Origin of the sequence: Pseudomonas sp. R25(2017) (genome assembly GCF_002112565.1) — a bacterium.
Classification (GTDB): domain Bacteria; phylum Pseudomonadota; class Gammaproteobacteria; order Pseudomonadales; family Pseudomonadaceae; genus Aquipseudomonas; species Aquipseudomonas ekonensis.
On record NZ_NEHZ01000004.1, the window covers coordinates 113545 to 132244 of the forward strand.

Below are 18700 nucleotides of genomic sequence, written 5' to 3' on the forward strand. Positions count from 1 at the left end.
GACTTCTACCTTTCTTAAAGCGACGAGTATTTCTTGCGCAGACGCTGACGAATCAGTTCCGCGAGGGTGTTCATGACGAAGGTGAACAGCAGCAGCACCAGCGCCGAGAGGAACAGCACGCGGTAGTGGCTGCCGCCGACTTCCGACTCGGGCATTTCCACCGCGACGTTGGCCGCCAGGGTGCGCAGGCCTTCGAACAGGTTCATTTCCATGACCGGGGTGTTGCCGGTGGCCATCAGCACGATCATGGTCTCGCCCACCGCACGGCCCATGCCGATCATCAGCGCCGAGAAGATGCCCGGGCTGGCGGTGAGGATCACCACGCGGGTCATGGTCTGCCACGGCGTGGCGCCCAGGGCCAGCGAGCCCAGGGTCAGGCCGCGCGGCACGCTGAACACGGCGTCTTCGGCGATGGAGTAGATGTTCGGGATCACCGCGAAGCCCATGGCCAGGCCGACCACCAAGGCGTTGCGCTGGTCGTAGGTGATGCCCAGGTCGTGGGAGATCCACAGGCGCATGTCGCCGCCGAAGAACCAGTTCTCCATGTACGGGCTCATGTACAACGACAGCCAGCCCACGAACAGGATCACCGGGATCAGCAGCGCGCTTTCCCAGCCGTCCGGGATCTTCAGGCGGACCGATTCGGGCAGGCGGCTGAAGGTGAAGCCGGCGATCAGGATGCCGATCGGCAGCAGCATCAGCAGGCTGAAGATGCCCGGCAGGTGCCCTTCCACATACGGCGCCAGGAACAGGCCGGCGAAGAAGCCGAGGATCACCGTCGGCATCGCTTCCATCAGCTCGATCACCGGCTTAACCTTGCGGCGCATGCCCGGGGCCATGAAGTAGGCGGTGTAGATCGCGGCGGCGATGGCCAGCGGCGCGGCCAGCAGCATGGCGTAGAAGGCGGCCTTCAGGGTGCCGAAGGTCAGCGGCGACAGGCTCAGCTTCGGTTCGAAGTCGGTGTTGGCGGCGGTCGACTGCCAGACGTACTTGGGCTCGTCGTAGTTCTCGTACCAGACCTTGCTCCACAGCGCGCTCCACGACACTTCCGGGTGCGGGTTGTCGAGCAGCAGCGGCTGCAGCTTGCCGCCGGCCTCGACGATCACGCGGTTGGCCCGCGGCGACAGGCCGAACAGGCCTTGGCCCTCGACCACCTGATCGACCAGCAGGGTGCGGTGCGCGGTGCTGTGGAACACGCCGAGCTTGCCGCTGGCGTCGAGGGCGGCGAAGCCCTTGCGGCGCTCTTCGGCACCGATTTCCACGATCGGCGCCTTGCCCATCTGGAAGGTGCGGATCTGCTTCAGGCGCTGCTCGCCGTCGGTGTCGCGGGCCATGAACCACTGGGCCAGGCCGCCCTTGGAGTCACCGACGATCAGCGAGATGCCGCCCACCAGCTGGGTGGCGGCGGTGACCTGCGCTTCGCCGTCCTCCAGCAGTTTGTAGCGGCCGTTGAGGCTCTTGTCGCGCAGGCTGAACACGTCGGCCTGAGCCCGGCCGTTGACCACGTACAGCCACTGCTGGCGCGGGTCGACGAAGATGTTCTTCACAGGCTCAGTCATCTGCGGCAGATCGATGCGCTTCTGCTCGTTGGTGACTTCGCCGGTCATCATGTTTTCTTCGCTGGTCAGCGCCAGCACGTGCAGCTGCGCACCGGTGGAACCGGCCAGCAGCAGGGTCGAATCGTTGGCGTTGAGGCTGACGTGCTCCAGCGCGCCGCCGCTCTCGTTCAGCGCGATCGGCGCTTCGCCGTACGGGTACTCGATCGCCGGGGTGATGGTTTTCTTGCCTTCCGGGTAGCTGACCTTATAGGTGTGACGGAACACCAGCGCCTGGCCGTTGGACAGGCCCACGGCCACCAGCGGATGGCCCGGCTGGTCTTCGCCGATGGAGGTCACGGAAGTGCCGGCGGGCAACGGCAGATCGACGCGCTTGAGCTCGGCGCCGCTGTCGATGTCGAAGAACAGGGCCTGGCCCTTGTCGGAAACGCGCATGGCCACCTGGTTCTGCTCTTCCAGCGAGATCATCAGCGGCTTGCCGGCGTCCTGCATCCAGGCCGGGGCCAAGGTGTCTTTCGCGGTCAGGCTGGCGCCCTGGAACAGGGGCGCGACCACATAGGCGAGGAAGAAGAAGATCAGGGTGATCGCCGCCAGCACCGCCAGGCCGCCGACGAGGACGTACCAACGGGTGAAGCGATCCTTGAGCGCACGAATGCGGCGCTTGCGTTGCAACTCAGGCGTATTGAAGTCAATGCGCTTGGGAGGGTTCGTAGTCATTTTGGAATTGGCCAGATCATTCATGCGCACACCCTAGCGATCCTGTATGACAGAAAGATGACAATGCAGTGACGCACCAAATCCGCCGCCAGCAGGCACTGGCGGTGGATAGAAGAATTCGGGGAGTGTGGGGCCGGGCCGCTTGCGGGCCGGGCCCCACACGGGAGTCAGGCGGGGTTCACCCCCTGACTCAGTTTGTTACTTTTTTGCGACTTCGGCGCCGCCTTCCTGCAGGCCCAGGTCAGCCAGCGCTTTGGCGGCGACTTTGGCCGGCAGCGGGATGTAGCCGTCCTTCACCACGACTTCCTGACCCTGCTTGGACAGGACCAGCTTCACGAACTCGGCTTCCAGCGGGGCCAGAGGCTTGTTCGGGGCCTTGTTGACGTAGACGTACAGGAAGCGGGACAGCGGGTACTTGCCGTTCAGGGCGTTTTCTTCGCTGTCTTCGATGTAGTCGGTGCTGCCTTTCTTCGACAGGGCGACGGTCTTCACGCTGGCGGTCTTGTAGCCGATCCCCGAGTAGCCGATGCCGTTCAGCGAGGAGCTGATCGACTGCACGACCGAAGCCGAGCCAGGCTGTTCGTTGACGTTAGGCTTGTAGTCGCCTTTGCACAGGGCCTCTTCCTTGAAGTAGCCGTAGGTGCCGGACACCGAGTTGCGGCCGAACAGCTGCACCGGCTTGTTGGCCAGGTCGCCGGTCACGCCCAGGTCGCCCCAGGTCTTCACGTCGGTCTTGGCGCCGCACAGGCGGGTGGACGAGAAGATCGCATCGACCTGTTCCATGGTCAGGTGCTGGATCGGGTTGTCCTTGTGCACGAACACGGCCAGGGCATCCACGGCGACCGGGATGGCGGTCGGCTTGTAGCCGTACTTCTGCTCGAAGGCAGCCAGTTCGGTGTCCTTCATCTTGCGGCTCATCGGGCCCAGGTTGGAGGTGCCTTCGGTCAGCGCGGGCGGCGCGGTGGCGGAACCGGCGGCCTGAATCTGGATGTTTACGTTCGGGTATTCTTTCTTGTAGTTCTCGGCCCAGAGGGTCATGAGGTTGGCCAGGGTATCGGAACCGACGCTGGACAGGTTGCCCGACACACCGGTGGTCTTGGTGTAGCTCGGGATAGCAGGGTCAACAGCGGCAACCGCGTTGGCGGTCGCAACGCCAGCGGCGACAAAGGTCATGGCCGCCATCAAACGCTTCAGTTTCATGCCTTACTCCTAGCAGATAGGGTGTGTTAAGTCGGGGCCAAGTATCGGCAGGCCGTATGAACACTCTATGGCTGAAATATGACAATTGGATGAAAGGCCAGCATCCAGGTCTTACTTAATGCTTCAGGCCGGCTCCCACACCGAAACGCCTTTCGATGGGGAGCGGACAAAACATCAGCGGCCCTTGCTCCAGAGCCACGCCCCCACCACGATCCCCATGCCGCACAGCACCGCCACGTAATAGGCCGGGCCCATTGCGCTCTCCTTGAGCAGCAGGCTGACCACCATCGGCGTCAGGCCGCCGAAGATTGCGTAGGCGACGTTATAGGAGAAGGACAGGCCGCTGAACCGCACCACCGGCGGAAACGCCTTGACCATCACATAAGGCACCGCGCCGATGGTGCCGACCAGAAGGCCGGTCAGCGCATAGAACGGGAACAGCCAGTCCGGATGGTCCGCCAGGCTGTGGTAGAAGGTCCACGAACTGGCCAGGAGGCCCAGGCAACCGAACACGAACACGCGCCCGGCACCGAAGCGGTCGGCCAGCGCGCCGGCCAGGATGCAGCCCACGCTCAGGAACACGATCGCCAGGCTGTTGGCCTGCAGCGAAACGGTCGGCGTGAAGTGGTAGACGGTCTGCAGCACGGTCGGGGTCATCAGGATCAGCACGACGATGGCGGCGGACAGCAGCCAGGTCAGCAGCATCGACACCAGGATCGCCCCGCGGTGGTCGCGCAGCACCGCCCGCAGCGGCACTTCCTCGGCCAGGGCCTTGCGCAGCTGCAGTTCGGCGAACACCGGCGTCTCGTGCAGCCAGCGGCGCAGGTAGACCGAGAACAGGCCGAACACGCCGCCGAGCAGGAACGGGATCCGCCAGGCGTAATCCGCCACTTGCTCCGGCGTATAGAGGCTGTTGATCGCCGTGGCGACCAGCGAGCCCAGCAGGATGCCGGCGGTCAGGCCGCTGGTCAGCGTGCCGCAGGCGTAGCCGATGTGCCGGTCGGGCACGTGTTCGGAAACGAAGACCCATGCCCCCGGCACCTCGCCGCCGATGGCTGCGCCCTGGATCACCCGCATCAGCAGCAGGAGGATCGGCGCCCACAGGCCGATCTGCGCGTAGGTCGGCAGCAGGCCCATGATCAGGGTCGGCACGGCCATCATGAAGATGCTCAGGGTGAACATCTTCTTGCGCCCAAGCAGGTCGCCGAAGTGCGCCATGACGATCCCGCCCAGCGGCCGCGCCAGGTAGCCGGCGGCGAAGATGCCGAAGGTCTGCATCAGGCGCAGCCACTCGGGCATGTCCGCCGGGAAGAACAGCTTGCCGACCACGGTGGCGAAGAAGACGAAGATGATGAAGTCGTAGAACTCCAGCGCACCGCCCAGGGCGGACAGCGACAGCGTCTTGTAGTCGTTGCGGGTCAGGGGTCGTGCGGGCTGGTCGGACTGCGCGAGGCTCGAGGGCGCTGTGGTCATGGCAAGGTCTTCTCTTATAGTCGGATCTGCCGCCGCAGCAACGCTGGCTGCGGCTCGGGCAGGTTCGGCACCATAGCAAATTGTTCGAAAAAGCACATAGGGGCGCATTTGGCGGGCGAAATGAGAACCTGACGGTCGTCGCGGAGTCTACCGACCGATATACTCGCAACCTCGCCCCGGCTTGTAGGGGGTTGCTGTGCGAAAACGCCGTTGGCCGCATGACCGTGCCGGGCCAGCCGGTTTCGCAGAGTTTCCCTAAAGGCGCCTTATGGAAAACGTGACGAACGTAGTATGTTCGGTGCTGAATCGTTTTTCCTGAAGACGGCCGTCACCCGCATCACCAACGAAGAGTCACGGGTCAGAGGCACCCTCGGCATGATAGAGCTCGAACAAGAAGATCCGATCCCGCAAGGCGACCTGGCCCTGCAAATCACCGCGCTTCCCCGCGAAACCAACGGCTTCGGCGATATTTTCGGCGGCTGGCTGGTGGCGCAGATGGACCTGGCCGGCACGGCGATGGCCAGCCGTGTCGCCGGCGGCCGGGTGGCCACCGTGGCCATCGACCGCATGGCGTTCCTGGTGCCGGTGGCCGTGGGCGCGCAACTGTCCTTCTATACCCAGACCCTGGAGATCGGCCGCAGCTCGATCCAGATGATGGTCGAGGTGTGGAGCGACGATCCGTTGTCCAGCGAGTGGCGTAAAGTGACCGAAGCGGTGTTCGTGTTCGTCGCCATCGACGGCAGCGGCCGTACCCGTTCGGTTCCGCCCCGCGCCCGCTAAACCTTGCGGCCGCCGGCGGGTCAATAACCGTCCCGAATCGCTGATCGAGAGCAGTCTCATGAACACGCCCAACGTCGAAGCCGTAAAACTGGATGAACTGAACTGCTGGCGCATCCGCCACGGCCGTGCCGAAGTGCTGGTGGCCCAGCAAGGCGCGCACATCCTCAGTTACCAGGTCGACGGCCAGCCGCCGCTGATCTGGCTCAACGACAAGGCCGCGTTCAAGGCCGGCAAGAGCATCCGCGCCGGCGTGCCGGTGTGCTGGCCGTGGTTCGGCGTATTTGCGCGCAACCCGCAGAGCGTGCAGGCCATGCGCACCGGCGCCGAACCGGCCGCCGCCCACGGGCTTGTCCGGGCGACGGACTGGGAACTGGGCGGCATCGAGGCCGAAGGCGAAAGCCTGAAGGTCGAATTCACCCTGCCCTGCCCCGAAGGCGGTTTCGCCGAGTGGCCACACCCGGTGGACCTGACCCTGACCCTGCGCCTGGACGACCGCCTGCACATCGGCCTGACCAGCCGCAACCGCGGCGCCGACACCGTCAGCCTGAGCCAGGCGCTGCACACGTACTTCGCGGTCAGCGACGTGCGCGACGTGCAGGTCGAAGGCGTGGACGGCCTCAGCTACATCGAGACCCTGGACGACTGGAAGACCGTCACCCAGAAAGGCAACCTGCAGTTCGCCGGGGAAACCGACCGCATCTACCTCAATGTTCCGCCGCGACTGAGCATCAACGACCCGGCCTGGGAACGGCGCACCGTGCTGAACGCCACCGGTTCGCGCACCGCCGTGATCTGGAACCCGTGGATCGACCGCGCCGCCGCATTCGCCGACATGGCCGACGACGGCTGGCAGCGCATGCTGTGCATCGAGACCGCGAACGTGATGGACGACATCGTGAACCTGGCGCCCGGCGCCAGCCACACCATGGCCGTGAGCATCGGCAGCGAACCTCTCTGATTCACCCCGCTTGCGGGAGCCAGCCTGCCGGCGAAAGCGGTCTGTCAGTTGACTGATGAATCGACTGACACGACGCAATCGCCAGCAGGTCGGCTCCTGCAAGGGTTTGGCGGGCTGATCAGAGATCCGATTCCTGCACTACCTTCACCTTGTCCGCGTCCAGCGCATACGCCGCGTCGGCCAGGTCGTTGCTGACCTTCTCGACCTTCAGCGTGCCGGTCACCCACAGCGGCGTGTAGATGTCATCCAGCTTGAGCCCCTTGGGATAGCGCACCAGCACCAGTTGATTGGGCGGCGGTGGCGGCACGTGGATGCAGGCGCCCGGGTACGGCACGAGGAAGAACAGGGTGCTGCGGCCCTTGGCGTCCGACTCCAGCGGCACCGGATAACCGCCGATGCGGATGCGCTTGTCGTTCATCGACGCCACGGTCTTGGTCGAGTACATCACCGCCGGCAGGCCCTTGGCCTGCTTCATCCCGCCCTTCTGGGTGAAGGTGCCGTTGGCCTCCGGGGAGTTGTGGTCGATTTCGGGCATGGCTTCGAGGGCTTTCTGATCCGACTTGGGCATCAGTTCCAGCCAGTCGGTTTCCGGCAGTTCGCCGGCGTGGGCCAGACCGCTGCCCAGCAAAATGAGAGTCAACAGGAGACGACGCATGAAGGGGCTCGTTGAGAATGCTCGTGAAAGGAAGTCGCGGATCGCCGAGCATTGCGGCCCTTCCCCCAAGATCTGCGGGAAGGGCCTTGTCGCTTTGGATCAGCTCTTTTTGATCAGGCCGTAGATCACCAGCAGGATGATCGCGCCGACCAGCGCGCCGAAGAAGCCGGCGGCCTGGCCTGCGTGGTAAATGCCCAGGGCCTGGCCGCCGTAGGTGGCCGCCAGCGAACCGCCGATACCGAGCAGGATGGTCATGATCCAGCCCATGCTGTCGTCACCCGGTTTGAGGAACCGCGCCAGCAGGCCGACGATCAGGCCGATGAAGATGGTACCGATAATTCCCATGGCATTTCCCTCTGATTGATTGGCTATAGCCTAGCCAGACTTTGGCATCCTGCCATCAGAGAACGGCGGCCCCCGAAGGTTCCGCCGCCGCCAGATGAAACTCTCGTCACTCGGCGATCAGCGCCTCGACCTTGAGGATCTGCTGCGCCAGGGTCGCCTTGTCGGCGCAGCGCAGGTTGGCGTGGCCGACCTTGCGCCCGGCCTTGAACGCCTTGCCGTAGTGGTGCAGGTGGCAATCGGCGATGGCCAGCACCTTCTCGGTCTCCGGTACCTTGCCGATGAAGTTCAGCATCGCGCTCTCGCCGACCTTGGCGGTCGAACCCAGCGGCAGGCCGGCCACCGCCCGCAGGTGGTTCTCGAACTGACTGCACTCGGCGCCTTCGGTGGTCCAGTGCCCGGAGTTGTGCACCCGCGGAGCGATTTCGTTGGCCTTCAGGCCGCCGTCGACCTCGAAGAACTCGAACGCCATCACGCCGACGTAGTTCAGCTTCGTCAGCACACGGCTGGAGTAGTCTTCGGCCAGGGCCTGCAACGGGTGATCGGTGCTGGCCACCGACAGCTTGAGGATGCCGCTGTCGTGGGTGTTGTGCACCAGCGGGTAGAACCGGGTTTCCCCGTCGCGGGCGCGCACGGCGATCAGCGAGACTTCGCCGGTGAACGGCACGAAGCCTTCCAGCAGGCAAGCCACGCTGCCCAGCTCGGCGAACGTGCCGACCACATCCTCAGGCTTGCGCAGGACCTTCTGGCCCTTGCCGTCGTAGCCCAGGGTGCGGGTCTTGAGCACGGCCGGCAGGCCGATGGCCGCCACGGCGGCGTCCAGGTCGGCCTGCGACTGGATGTCGGCGAACGCCGGGGTCGGAATCCCCAGCTCCTTGAACATGCTTTTCTCGAACCAGCGGTCGCGGGCGATGCGCAGGGCTTCGGCGCTCGGGTACACCGGCACGAACTGAGAAAGGAAGGCCACGGTCTCGGCCGGGACGCTTTCGAACTCGAAGGTCACCAGGTCCACTTCATCGGCCAGTTGGCGCAGGTGGTCCTGATCGCCGTAGTCGGCCCGCAGGTGTTCGCCCAGCGCGGCGGCACAGGCGTCCGGCGCAGGATCCAGGAAAGCGAAGTTCATGCCCAGCGGGGTGCCCGCCAGGGCCAGCATGCGGCCCAACTGGCCGCCACCGATCACACCGATCTTCATCTCAACAACCTCAGGCAATGCGTGGGTCTGGATTGTCCAGGACGCTGTCAGTCTGCTCGGCGCGGAAGGTCTTCAGCACCGCGTGGAACTGCGGGTGCTTGGCGCCCAGGATACTGGCCGACAGCAGCGCGGCGTTGATCGCGCCGGCCTTGCCGATGGCCAGGGTGGCGACCGGAACGCCGGCCGGCATCTGCACGATCGACAGCAGCGAATCGACGCCCGAGAGCATGGCCGACTGCACCGGCACGCCCAGCACCGGCAAGTGGGTCTTGGCCGCGCACATGCCCGGCAGGTGGGCCGCGCCGCCGGCACCGGCGATGATCACCTCGATGCCGCGGCCTTCGGCCTCCTCGGCGTACTGGAACAGCAGGTCCGGGGTGCGGTGGGCGGAAACCACTTTCACCTCGTAGGGGATGCCGAGCTTTTCCAGCATATCGGCGGTGTGGCTAAGGGTGGACCAATCGGACTTGGAGCCCATGATCACGCCAACCAGTGCACTCATCGTCGCGCCTCTTCTCTCTGGGCGCCCGCAGGCGCGTCAAAAACAACAAGCCACGCAAGTTGCGTGGCTTGATTGTACGGAAAATGGCCGGACAAACCGGCCGAAGGCCGCGCAGTATACCGCAAAGAAGCCAATAAACAGCCCCCGTCTCGACCATCTGTCATCTGCCGCAAAGCCCCGGTTTTATTGACCCGAAGGTCAGTGCCTGCGCACCGCAAATTGCCCTGCGGGAGCAGGCTTGCTCCCGGATTGGATTGTGGCGGTCGCCGCTCTGCATTGCGCCGCCCCCTTGTGGGAGCCAGCCTGCTGGCGATGGCGTCAGTCCAGGCAGCGCAAGCGTCAGATCAGTTGCATCCCCATTGAATCTTGTCAGGCGCTCTGCGCAGCCCCGCCTTCGAGCTTGCGCCACAGCAGCCGCACGTTGGCCTTGCGCACCAGCGCGCAGCGGTACAGGCGGATCTCCAGCGGCACATGCCACTGCGGGCCGCCGCAGATCACCAGCTCGCCGCGGGCCAGTTCGGCGCGCACGCTCAACTGCGGCACCCAGGCGATGCCCAGGCCTTCGAGCGCCATGCTCTTGAGGCTGTCGGCCATGGCGGTCTCGTAAACGGTGGTGAAGCGCAATTGGCGCTGGCGCAGCAGGCCGTTCACCGAACGCCCCAGGAACGCCCCGGCGCTGTAGGCCAGCAGCGGCACGCTCGCCTCGCCTTCCAGGTCGAACAGCGGCTTGCCGTTGGCGTCCGCCGCGCACACCGGGAGCATTTCGGTGTGGCCCAAGTGCAGCGACGGGAAGATGTCCGCGTCCATCTGCATCGCCGCATCCGGGTCATAGAAGGCCAGCATCAGGTCGCAGCCGCCTTCGCGCAGGGCGTGCACGGCATCGCCGACGTTGGTCGCCACCAGCCGCGTGGCGATGTTCAGGCCTTCGTTGCGCAGTTGCGCGATCCAGCGCGGAAAGAAGCCCAGCGCCAGAGAGTGCGCCGCCGCCACCTGGATCACCTCGCCCTGCCCGCCCTCCAGATGGTGCAGGTGGCGCAGCACTTCGCCGAGTTGCTCGACCACTGTGCGCGCGGTCACCAGAAACAGTTGCCCCGCCGCCGTCAGTTCGATGGGCGTGCGCGAACGGTTGACGAGGGTCAGCCCCAGTGCGGCCTCCAGGCTGCGGATCCGCCGGCTGAACGCCGGCTGGGTCACGAAGCGCCGTTCGGCCGCCTGCGAGAAGCTGCGGGTGGCGGCCAGGGCACTGAAGTCCTCAAGCCATTTGCTTTCCAGATTCATCACACCCTCCGGGGCGCACCAAAATAGGTCACACGTCTGCCGCGCGAGCGGCGTCACACGGGCATTATGCCGAATGTGCATAGGGCAGTGTTTAACAGCATTGGCCCAAAAATTCCCACAAGCCTAGCATTCGCAGCGTTCCGGCACAGACCGGGTTCCTATCGAGATGATTTCTATCATGTCCTCCGCTGCATCTTTCCGCACAGAAAACGACCTGCTTGGCTCCCTCGAAGTACCGGCTCAAGCGTACTACGGCATCCAGACCCTGCGAGCGGTGAACAACTTCCGTCTCTCCGGCGTTCCGATCTCGCATTACCCGAAGCTGGTGGTCGGTCTGGCCATGGTCAAACAGGCCGCCGCTGACGCCAACCGTGAGCTGGGCCATCTGAGCGAAGCCAAGCACGCTGCCATCAGCGAAGCCTGTGCCCGACTGATCCGCGGTGATTTCCACGAAGAGTTCGTGGTCGACATGATTCAAGGTGGCGCCGGTACGTCCACCAACATGAACGCCAACGAAGTGATCGCCAACATCGCGCTGGAAGCGATGGGTCACCAGAAAGGCGAATACCAGTACCTGCACCCGAACGACGACGTGAACATGGCACAGTCGACCAACGACGCCTACCCGACCGCGATCCGCCTGGGTCTGCTGCTGGGTCACGATGCGCTGCTGGCCAGCCTCGACAGCCTGATCCAGGCGTTCGCGGCCAAGGGTGAAGAATTCAACCACGTCCTGAAGATGGGCCGCACCCAGCTGCAGGACGCCGTGCCGATGACCCTGGGCCAAGAGTTCCGCGCCTTCGCCACCACCATGGGCGAAGACCTGGCCCGCCTGAAGACGCTGGCCCCGGAAGTGCTGACCGAAGTGAACCTGGGCGGCACCGCCATCGGCACCGGCATCAACGCCGACCCGCGCTACCAGGCCCTGGCCGTGCAGCGTCTGGCCCTGATCAGCGGTCAGCCGCTGGTGCCGGCCGCCGACCTGATCGAAGCCACCTCCGACATGGGCGCCTTCGTGCTGTTCTCCGGCATGCTCAAGCGCACCGCGGTCAAGCTGTCGAAGATCTGCAACGACCTGCGCCTGCTGTCCAGCGGCCCGCGCACCGGCATCAACGAGATCAACCTGCCGGCGCGCCAGCCAGGCAGCTCGATCATGCCAGGCAAGGTCAACCCGGTGATCCCGGAAGCCGTGAACCAGGTGGCCTTCCAGGTCATCGGCAACGACCTGGCGCTGACCATGGCGGCCGAAGGCGGCCAGCTGCAGCTGAACGTGATGGAGCCGCTGATCGCCTTCAAGATCCTTGACTCGATCCGCCTGCTGCAACGCGCCATGGACATGCTGCGCGAGCACTGCATCGTCGGCATCACCGCCAACGAAGCCCGCTGCCGTGAACTGGTCGAGCACTCGATCGGCCTGGTCACCGCGCTGAACCCGTACATCGGCTACAAGAACGCCACCCGCATCGCCCGCGTCGCCCTCGAGACCGGCCGCGGCGTGCTGGAACTGGTGCGCGAAGAAGGCCTGCTCGACGACGCCATGCTCGCCGACATCCTGCGCCCGGAAAACATGATCGCCCCACGTCTGGTTCCGCTCAAAGCCTGAACCGACGCGAAATTCGCTGTACCGCTCACCAGGTCGAGGGACTAGACACCTCTCACCTTTTGAGGGCTTGGGGATTGCTCCCCAAGCCCTTTTTTTAACTTTCCGATCCTGAGACCCGTATGTCTGGGGATTGCTCGCACAAAAAAAAGAGCAGTCTCCACACAAGCCCGGCGCCGGTAACGCCGGGTGTTTCAAAGCCTACGTTCCGTCGCTTGCACCACAACCGTGCAGACGGGCGCCGCACTGATAGGTATAGTGCCGCCCCTCTTCGCGTGAGCGGTCGTCGGTAACGAGGCCCAAACCCATGCGAAACCCGAACTAATAACAAACCCGCGATATGGAACCGGGACGAAACCATCGCCTCGCCCGTTGTGCCGCCCGCACACCGGTGTAACGCGATGTTTCCGACCTTCCAGCATTTGCTTACACAAAAAACAGCGAGGAAAAATCCATGCTAGAAGTCATCAACGACTTCCTCTCAGGCAAAGTACTGATCCTGCTCATTGTCGGGCTCGGCAGCTACTTCACGATTCGCTCGCGTTTCGTTCAACTGCGCCACTTCACCCACATGTTCGCGGTGTTCCGCGACAGCCTCAAAGGCAACGCGGGGCAGCTCAGCTCGTTCCAGGCCCTGATGCTCAGCCTCGCCGGCCGTGTCGGCGCGGGCAACATCGCCGGCGTCGGCATCGCCGTGACCCTGGGCGGCCCGGGCGCGGTGTTCTGGATGTGGGTGACCGCACTGGTCGGAATGTCCAGCAGCTTCTTCGAATGCACCCTGGCCCAGGTCTACAAGCGCGCCGACGGCGACGGCCTGTACCGCGGCGGCCCGGCCTACTACATCCAGCACGGCCTGAAGCTCAAAGGCATGGCGGTGGTGTTCTCCATCCTGCTGCTGGTCACCTACGGCTTCGCCTTCATCGGCCTGCAGTCGTACACCGTGACCCACTCGCTGCAGAACGCCTTCGACTTCGATCCGCGCCACACCGGCATCGTCCTGGCGGTGCTGCTGGCCATCACCTTCATCGGCGGCATCAAGCGCATCGCCGCGGTGTCCGACCTGCTGGTGCCGGTCAAGACCCTGGCCTACATCGCTGTGACCCTGTACGTGATCGGCACCCAGATCGAACACGTGCCGGCCATGCTGGAAACCATCTTCAAGAGCGCCTTCGGCCTCGACCCGGCCTTCGGCGGCCTGCTCGGCAGCGCCATCGTCATGGGCGTGAAGCGTGGCGTGTTCGCCAACGAAGCGGGCCTGGGCAGTGCGCCGAACGTGGCTGCCGTGGCCGCCGTGAAGCACCCGGGCGCCCAAGGCGTGGTCCAGGCCTTCAGCGTGTTCCTCGACACCTTCGTGATCTGCACCTGCACCGCGCTGCTGATCCTGCTGTCGGGCTTCTACACCCCGGGCTTCGAAGGCGACGGCATCGTCCTGACCCAGAACTCGCTGGCCGCCGTGGTCGGTGACTGGGGCCGCCTGTTCGTGAGCGTCGCGCTGTCGCTGTTCGTGTTCACCTGCATCCTCTACAACTACTACCTGGGCGAGAACAGCCTGCAATTCCTCAGCCGCAACCGCGTGGTGCTGATGGTGTTCCGCGGCCTGGTGCTGGCGCTGGTGGTCTGGGGTTCGATGCAGGATCTGTCGACCGTGTTCGCCTTCGCCGACATCACCATGACCTGCCTGGCCTTCGTCAACCTGATGGCCCTGGCCATGCTGTTCAAGGTCGGCCTGCGCGTGATGCGCGACTACGACGAGCAGCGCCGCGCCGGCGTCGACCAGCCTGTGTTCGACTCGCGCAAGTTCGCCGACCTGGACCTGGACCTGCAGGCCTGGCCCGCCGAAACTTCGCCGGCCGCCAAGGCCGAGCCGCAAGGCGTGCCCGCAGCGCAACGCTGACGGGTGAACGGCGGGCGCATCCTCTGCGCCCGTCGGTTACAGTGCGTTAAATGTCGGAACGGGCGTGCCCGCTCCCACAGCACCTCACCGTTTCGGAGAATCCCATGAACCCTTCGACCTACCCTGCCGCCCAGCACGTCATGGTGCTGTACACCGGCGGCACCATCGGCATGCAGGCCAGCGCCAACGGCCTGGCCCCGGCCTCCGGTTTCGAGGCGCGGATGCGCGAGTACCTGCACGGCCAGCCTGAGCTGGTGGTGCCGCAGTGGCGCTTCCGTGAGATGGCGCCGCTGATCGACAGCGCCAACATGACCCCGGCCTACTGGCAGCAACTGCGCGAAGCGGTGGTCGACGCCGTCGATGTGCAGGGCTGCGACAGCGTGCTGATCCTGCACGGCACCGACACCCTGGCCTACAGCGCCGCCGCCATGAGCTTCCAGCTGCTGGGCCTGCACGCCCGCGTGTGCTTCACCGGCTCGATGCTGCCGGCCGGCGTCACCGACAGCGACGCGTGGGAAAACCTCAGCGGTGCGCTGACCGCCCTCGGCCAGGGCCTGGCGCCGGGCGTGCACCTGTACTTCCACGGCGAGCTGCTGGCGCCGACCCGCTGCGCGAAGGTGCGCAGCTTCGGGCGTCATCCGTTCAAGCGGCTGGAGCGTCAGGGCGGCGGCACGCACGCCGCTTCGCTGCCTGCCCAACTGACCTACGGCGCGCCGAAGCAGTTGGCGAACGTCGCGGTGCTGCCGCTGTTCCCCGGCATTTCGGCACAGGTCATCGACGGCCTGACCGCCAGCGGCATCCAGGGCCTGGTGCTGGAGTGCTACGGCAGCGGCACCGGCCCGAGCGACAACCCCGAATTCCTCGCCAGCCTCGGCCGGGCGCGGGACAAGGGCGTGGTGGTCGTCGCCGTGACGCAATGCCATGAGGGCGGGGTCGAGCTGGACATCTACGAGGCCGGCAGCCGTTTGCGCGGCGTGGGCGTCCTGTCCGGCGGCGGCATGACCCGCGAGGCGGCGTTCGGCAAGCTGAACGCGCTGCTGGGCGCGGGGCTGGACGACGCCGATGTGCGGCGCCTGGTCGAACTGGACCTGTGCGGCGAACTCGCCTGACACCGACCGAACCTTGCGGCGAGTGAGCCCGCTCGCTCGCCGCAACGGTTCACCCTTGCCGTTCCCGTCCGGCATGCAACTTGCTGCGTTCCAGCCATCCCCAGGCTGGAAGATCCCATGCTCCACTCCCACCTCACCACCCTCAACGCGGTCTCGCTGATCCTCAACACCTTCAAGGACCAAGGGTTGTCCGACGATGCGCTGCTGGCCGGCAGCGGCATCAGCACCGCAGACCTGAACCGCGCCGACACCCGCATCACCACCAACCAGGAGATGCAGGTGTGCGCCAACGCCGTGGCGCTCAAGCACGACATCGGACTGGAGCTGGGCCGGCGCATGCATGTTTCCTGCTACGGGATACTCGGTTACGCCCTGCTCACCTGTGCCACCTTCGGTGACGCTCTGCGCCTGGCGGTCCGTTATCCGGCGCTGCTGGGCACCCTGTTCGAACTGAGCCTGGAAGACGACGGCGAACAGGTCTGGTTCGTCGCCGCCGACTACCGCGAAAGCCCGGCGATGGCGGTGTTCAACGCCGAGTTCTGCCTGGTCTCGCTGAAAGTCATCTGCGACGACCTGCTCGGCCACCCGCTGCCGTTGCGCGCCGCCCGTTTCGAACACGCCGCCCCGGACTACCGCGACAGCTACGCCCAACCGTTCGACTGTCCGCTGCACTTTCGCGCCAAGGACAATGCCTTCGCGTTCGAGCGGCGTTGGCTCGACCAACCGCTGCCGCTGGCCGACACCATCACCCACCAGGCCATGGCCGAGCGCTGCCGCAAGCAGAACACCGAGTTCACCGGGCGCCAGGCCTGGCTGGGACGGATCCGCCAGTTGCTCGGCGCGCAGCTCAATTGCGCACCGGGGCTGGAGGGGCTCGCGCAGCAGATGAACTGCTCGCCGCGCACCCTGCGCCGGCACCTCAAGGACATGGGTTGCAGCTATCAGGAACTGCTTGATGAGCTGCGCTTCGAGCGGGCCAAGCAGCTGCTGTGCGAAGACCAGATGCCGATCTACCGCATCGCCGAGACCTTGGGCTTCAGCGAGACCGCGAGCTTCCGCCATGCGTTCGTGCGCTGGAGCGGCGTGGCCCCGAGCCAGTTCCGCCCCCACGGCTGAGCCCCGCCTCGGCAGGCGCGAGGGGCGAATTGAGGTCAGCACTTTTGGCCGCATCGATCCCCTTTTGGCCGCTCCCGCCGTTCTCCGATCCGCCTCGGGCCGCAACACTGTGTTCAACCGAATCAGCCCTGCGGAGAACAACAAATGCTGACGATCTACTCGGACGACCACCACCTGCACCACGGCCGCTGCGAACTCATCGACGGCCAGCTCAAGCCGTGCTTCGAGATGCCGTCCCGCGCCGACCACGTGCTGCAACGGGTCAGGCACCAGAACCTGGGCCCGGTGCAGGCGCCGAAGGATTTCGGCCTCGAGCCGATCGCCCGCATCCACAGCCGCGACTACCTCGATTTCTTCAAGGGCGCCTGGACGCGCTGGACCGAATTCAACACCGACGGCGACCTGCTGCCCTACACCTGGCCGGCGCGCACCTTGCGCCAGGTGAAGCCGACCAGCCTGCACGGCCAGCTCGGCTACTACAGCTTCGACGGCGGCGCACCGATCACCGCCGGCACCTGGCAGGCGGCCTACAGCGCCGCGCAGGTGGCGCTGACCGCCCAGGCGCAAATCCAGCGCGGCGCCCACAGCGCCTTCGCCCTGTGCCGTCCGCCGGGACACCACGCCGCCAGCGACCTGATGGGCGGCTACTGCTACCTCAACAACGCCGCCATCGCCGCCCAGGCGTTCCTCGATCAGGGCCACAAGAAAGTCGCGATCCTCGACGTGGACTACCACCACGGCAACGGCACCCAGTCGATCTTCTACGAACGCAGCGACGTGCTGTTCACCTCGATCCATGGCCACCCGGAGGCGGAGTTCCCGTTCTTCCTCGGCTATGAAGACGAGCGCGGCGAAGGCGCCGGCGAAGGCTTCAACTTCAACTACCCGCTGCCGGCCGGCGCAGGCTGGGACGTCTGGAGCGCCGCGCTGGAGCAGGCCTGCCAAGAGATCGAGCGCTACGGCGCAGACATCGTCGTCGTGTCCCTGGGCGTGGACACCTTCAAGGACGACCCGATCTCGCAGTTCAAGCTCGACAGCCCGGACTACCTGGCCATGGGCAAGCGCATCGCCGCCCTGGGCAAGCCGACGCTGTTCGTCATGGAAGGCGGCTACGCCGTGGAGGAAATCGGCATCAACGCGGTGAACGTGCTCGAAGGCTTCGAACAATGAACAGCCTCAAGACCCTCATCGCTTGCGCGCTGTGCGCCGCGCTGCTCGGCGGCGCGGCCCACGCCGAAGAACGCACCCTGCGCGTCTACAACTGGTTCGACTACATCACCCCCAAGGCCCTGGAGGATTTCAAGGCACAGAACGCCCAGACCAAACTGGTCTACGACATCTTCGACACCAACGAAGCGCTGGAGGCCAAGCTGCTGACCGGCAACTCCGGCTATGACGTGGTGGTGCCGTCCAACGTGTTCCTGGCCAAGCAGATCGAGGCCGGGGTGTTCCAGCCGCTGGACCGCAGCCGGCTGCCGAACTGGAACCACCTCGACCCCAAACTGATGAAGCTGATCGAGGCCAACGATCCGGGCAACAAGTTCGCCGTGCCGTACATGTACGGCACCATCCTGATCGGCTTCAACCCGGCCAAGGTCAAGGCGGTGCTGGGCGACGACGCCCCGGTGGACAGCTGGGACCTGATCTTCAAGGAAGAGAACATCAGCAAACTCAAGCAGTGCGGCGTCGCCCTGCTCGACTCGCCGTCGGAGATCCTGCCGCTGGCCCTGCAGCACCTGGGGCTGGACCCCAACAGCAAGAACCCGCAGGACTACGCCAAGGCCGAAGCGCTGCTGCTGAAGATCCGTCCGTACGTCACCTACTTCCATTCCTCCAAGTACATGGCCGACATCGCCAACGGCGACATCTGCGTGGCGGTGGGCTACTCGGGCAGCTTCTCCCAGGCCGCCAACCGCGCCAAGGAAGCGAAGAACGGGGTGGTGGTGGACATGCGCCTGCCCAAGGAAGGCGCGCCGATCTGGTTCGACATGCTCGCCATCCCCAAGGGCGCGCAGAACCCGCAGGACGCCTATACCTTCATCAACTACTTGCTGCAGCCGCAGGTGATCGCGCCGGTCAGCGACTTCGTCGGCTACCCGAACCCCAACAAGGACGCCACGCAACAGGTCGACCCGGCGATCCGCAACAACCCCAACCTGTACCCGACCGACGCGGCCATGAACACGCTCTACACCCTGCAGCCGCTGCCCCGCGACGCCGAGCGCGCCCGCACCCGGGCCTGGACCCGGATCAAGTCCGGCACCTGATCCGGCTCCAACCGACAAGACCCGCCCCGTGCGGGTCTTTTTTTTGCCTGCGGTAACCGGC

The 18700-nt window shown here is 65.3% G+C and carries 16 protein-coding genes; 8 read left to right on the top strand and 8 right to left on the bottom strand.

Features of this window, described 5'->3' with window-relative positions; translation table 11 throughout:
• Nucleotides 1-14 precede the first annotated feature (14 nt).
• The 3 genes from CAG31_RS06565 to CAG31_RS06575 all read right to left on the bottom strand — a co-directional run bounded on the left by CAG31_RS06565 (nt 15) and on the right by CAG31_RS06575 (nt 4946).
• A complete protein-coding gene (locus CAG31_RS06565; RefSeq protein ID WP_170929993.1) occupies nt 15-2048 on the bottom strand; it encodes an ABC transporter permease subunit in 2034 nt (677 codons plus the stop codon).
• Nucleotides 2049-2471: 423 nt separating this feature from the next.
• A complete protein-coding gene (locus tag CAG31_RS06570) occupies nt 2472-3473 on the bottom strand; it encodes a phosphate ABC transporter substrate-binding protein PstS (protein WP_085579101.1) in 1002 nt (333 codons plus the stop codon).
• A 174-nt stretch (nt 3474-3647) separates the two neighbouring features.
• On the bottom strand, nt 3648-4946 hold the full coding sequence (locus CAG31_RS06575; protein WP_085579103.1) for an MFS transporter: 1299 nt from the start codon (nt 4944-4946) through the stop codon (nt 3648-3650).
• Nucleotides 4947-5321: 375 nt separating this feature from the next.
• Here CAG31_RS06575 and CAG31_RS06580 point away from each other — a divergent pair, with 375 nt between their 5' ends.
• Both CAG31_RS06580 and CAG31_RS06585 read left to right on the top strand, forming a co-directional pair.
• On the top strand, nt 5322-5726 hold the full coding sequence (locus CAG31_RS06580; protein ID WP_003229628.1) for an acyl-CoA thioesterase: 405 nt from the start codon (nt 5322-5324) through the stop codon (nt 5724-5726).
• A 58-nt stretch (nt 5727-5784) separates the two neighbouring features.
• On the top strand, nt 5785-6684 hold the full coding sequence (locus CAG31_RS06585; RefSeq protein WP_085579105.1) for a D-hexose-6-phosphate mutarotase: 900 nt from the start codon (nt 5785-5787) through the stop codon (nt 6682-6684).
• Between the two features lie 118 nt (nt 6685-6802).
• On the opposite strand, the gene CAG31_RS06590 is transcribed toward CAG31_RS06585, so the two are convergent.
• The 5 genes from CAG31_RS06590 to CAG31_RS06610 form a co-directional block, all read right to left on the bottom strand.
• Nucleotides 6803-7339: a DUF3299 domain-containing protein gene (locus tag CAG31_RS06590; protein WP_085579107.1), complete on the bottom strand. Its 537-nt coding sequence runs from the start codon at nt 7337-7339 to the stop codon at nt 6803-6805.
• A 99-nt stretch (nt 7340-7438) separates the two neighbouring features.
• Entirely contained in the window at nt 7439-7684 is a 246-nt protein-coding gene (locus CAG31_RS06595; RefSeq protein ID WP_085579109.1) for a GlsB/YeaQ/YmgE family stress response membrane protein, read from the bottom strand.
• A gap of 106 nt (nt 7685-7790) precedes the next feature.
• Nucleotides 7791-8873 carry a 5-(carboxyamino)imidazole ribonucleotide synthase gene (locus CAG31_RS06600; RefSeq protein ID WP_085579111.1) on the bottom strand — a complete coding sequence of 361 codons (1083 nt, stop codon included), beginning with the start codon at nt 8871-8873 and terminating at the stop codon, nt 7791-7793.
• Between the two features lie 10 nt (nt 8874-8883).
• Nucleotides 8884-9375: a 5-(carboxyamino)imidazole ribonucleotide mutase gene (gene purE, locus CAG31_RS06605; protein ID WP_085579114.1), complete on the bottom strand. Its 492-nt coding sequence runs from the start codon at nt 9373-9375 to the stop codon at nt 8884-8886.
• Between the two features lie 369 nt (nt 9376-9744).
• Nucleotides 9745-10653: a LysR substrate-binding domain-containing protein gene (locus tag CAG31_RS06610; protein ID WP_085579116.1), complete on the bottom strand. Its 909-nt coding sequence runs from the start codon at nt 10651-10653 to the stop codon at nt 9745-9747.
• A gap of 178 nt (nt 10654-10831) precedes the next feature.
• Between CAG31_RS06610 and aspA the strand changes: the two genes are divergently transcribed.
• The 6 genes from aspA to CAG31_RS06640 all read left to right on the top strand — a co-directional run bounded on the left by aspA (nt 10832) and on the right by CAG31_RS06640 (nt 18639).
• Nucleotides 10832-12256 carry an aspartate ammonia-lyase gene (gene aspA / locus CAG31_RS06615; RefSeq protein WP_085579118.1) on the top strand — a complete coding sequence of 475 codons (1425 nt, stop codon included), beginning with the start codon at nt 10832-10834 and terminating at the stop codon, nt 12254-12256.
• A 451-nt stretch (nt 12257-12707) separates the two neighbouring features.
• Nucleotides 12708-14147, top strand: a complete 1440-nt coding sequence (locus CAG31_RS06620; RefSeq protein WP_085579121.1) for a sodium:alanine symporter family protein — start codon at nt 12708-12710, stop codon at nt 14145-14147.
• Between the two features lie 104 nt (nt 14148-14251).
• Nucleotides 14252-15256: an asparaginase gene (locus CAG31_RS06625; protein ID WP_085579123.1), complete on the top strand. Its 1005-nt coding sequence runs from the start codon at nt 14252-14254 to the stop codon at nt 15254-15256.
• A gap of 117 nt (nt 15257-15373) precedes the next feature.
• Nucleotides 15374-16372 carry an AraC family transcriptional regulator gene (locus CAG31_RS06630; protein WP_085579125.1) on the top strand — a complete coding sequence of 333 codons (999 nt, stop codon included), beginning with the start codon at nt 15374-15376 and terminating at the stop codon, nt 16370-16372.
• A 144-nt stretch (nt 16373-16516) separates the two neighbouring features.
• Nucleotides 16517-17542, top strand: coding sequence for a histone deacetylase family protein (locus tag CAG31_RS06635; RefSeq protein WP_085579127.1), 1026 nt, complete (start codon nt 16517-16519; stop codon nt 17540-17542).
• Entirely contained in the window at nt 17539-18639 is a 1101-nt protein-coding gene (locus tag CAG31_RS06640; RefSeq protein WP_085579129.1) for a polyamine ABC transporter substrate-binding protein, read from the top strand. The genes CAG31_RS06635 and CAG31_RS06640 overlap by 4 nt, the downstream gene beginning before the upstream one ends.
• Nucleotides 18640-18700 lie beyond the last annotated feature (61 nt).

Excerpts from the sequence above, each read along its gene's own strand:
- CAG31_RS06640 (WP_085579129.1), top strand. The coding sequence starts at position 17,539 with ATGAACAGCCTCAAGACCCTCATCGCTTGCGCGCTGTGCGCCGCGCTG.
- CAG31_RS06630 (WP_085579125.1), top strand. The coding sequence starts at position 15,374 with ATGCTCCACTCCCACCTCACCACCCTCAACGCGGTCTCGCTGATCCTC.
- CAG31_RS06600 (WP_085579111.1), bottom strand. The coding sequence starts at position 8,873 with ATGAAGATCGGTGTGATCGGTGGCGGCCAGTTGGGCCGCATGCTGGCC.
- aspA (WP_085579118.1), top strand. The coding sequence starts at position 10,832 with ATGTCCTCCGCTGCATCTTTCCGCACAGAAAACGACCTGCTTGGCTCC.
- CAG31_RS06620 (WP_085579121.1), top strand. The coding sequence starts at position 12,708 with ATGCTAGAAGTCATCAACGACTTCCTCTCAGGCAAAGTACTGATCCTG.
- CAG31_RS06565 (WP_170929993.1), bottom strand. The coding sequence starts at position 2,048 with ATGCAGGACGCCGGCAAGCCGCTGATGATCTCGCTGGAAGAGCAGAAC.
- CAG31_RS06585 (WP_085579105.1), top strand. The coding sequence starts at position 5,785 with ATGAACACGCCCAACGTCGAAGCCGTAAAACTGGATGAACTGAACTGC.
- CAG31_RS06625 (WP_085579123.1), top strand. The coding sequence starts at position 14,252 with ATGAACCCTTCGACCTACCCTGCCGCCCAGCACGTCATGGTGCTGTAC.
- CAG31_RS06570 (WP_085579101.1), bottom strand. The coding sequence starts at position 3,473 with ATGAAACTGAAGCGTTTGATGGCGGCCATGACCTTTGTCGCCGCTGGC.
- CAG31_RS06590 (WP_085579107.1), bottom strand. The coding sequence starts at position 7,339 with ATGCGTCGTCTCCTGTTGACTCTCATTTTGCTGGGCAGCGGTCTGGCC.
- CAG31_RS06610 (WP_085579116.1), bottom strand. The coding sequence starts at position 10,653 with ATGAATCTGGAAAGCAAATGGCTTGAGGACTTCAGTGCCCTGGCCGCC.
- purE (WP_085579114.1), bottom strand. The coding sequence starts at position 9,375 with ATGAGTGCACTGGTTGGCGTGATCATGGGCTCCAAGTCCGATTGGTCC.
- CAG31_RS06575 (WP_085579103.1), bottom strand. The coding sequence starts at position 4,946 with ATGACCACAGCGCCCTCGAGCCTCGCGCAGTCCGACCAGCCCGCACGA.
- CAG31_RS06595 (WP_085579109.1), bottom strand. The coding sequence starts at position 7,684 with ATGGGAATTATCGGTACCATCTTCATCGGCCTGATCGTCGGCCTGCTG.
- CAG31_RS06580 (WP_003229628.1), top strand. The coding sequence starts at position 5,322 with ATGATAGAGCTCGAACAAGAAGATCCGATCCCGCAAGGCGACCTGGCC.
- CAG31_RS06635 (WP_085579127.1), top strand. The coding sequence starts at position 16,517 with ATGCTGACGATCTACTCGGACGACCACCACCTGCACCACGGCCGCTGC.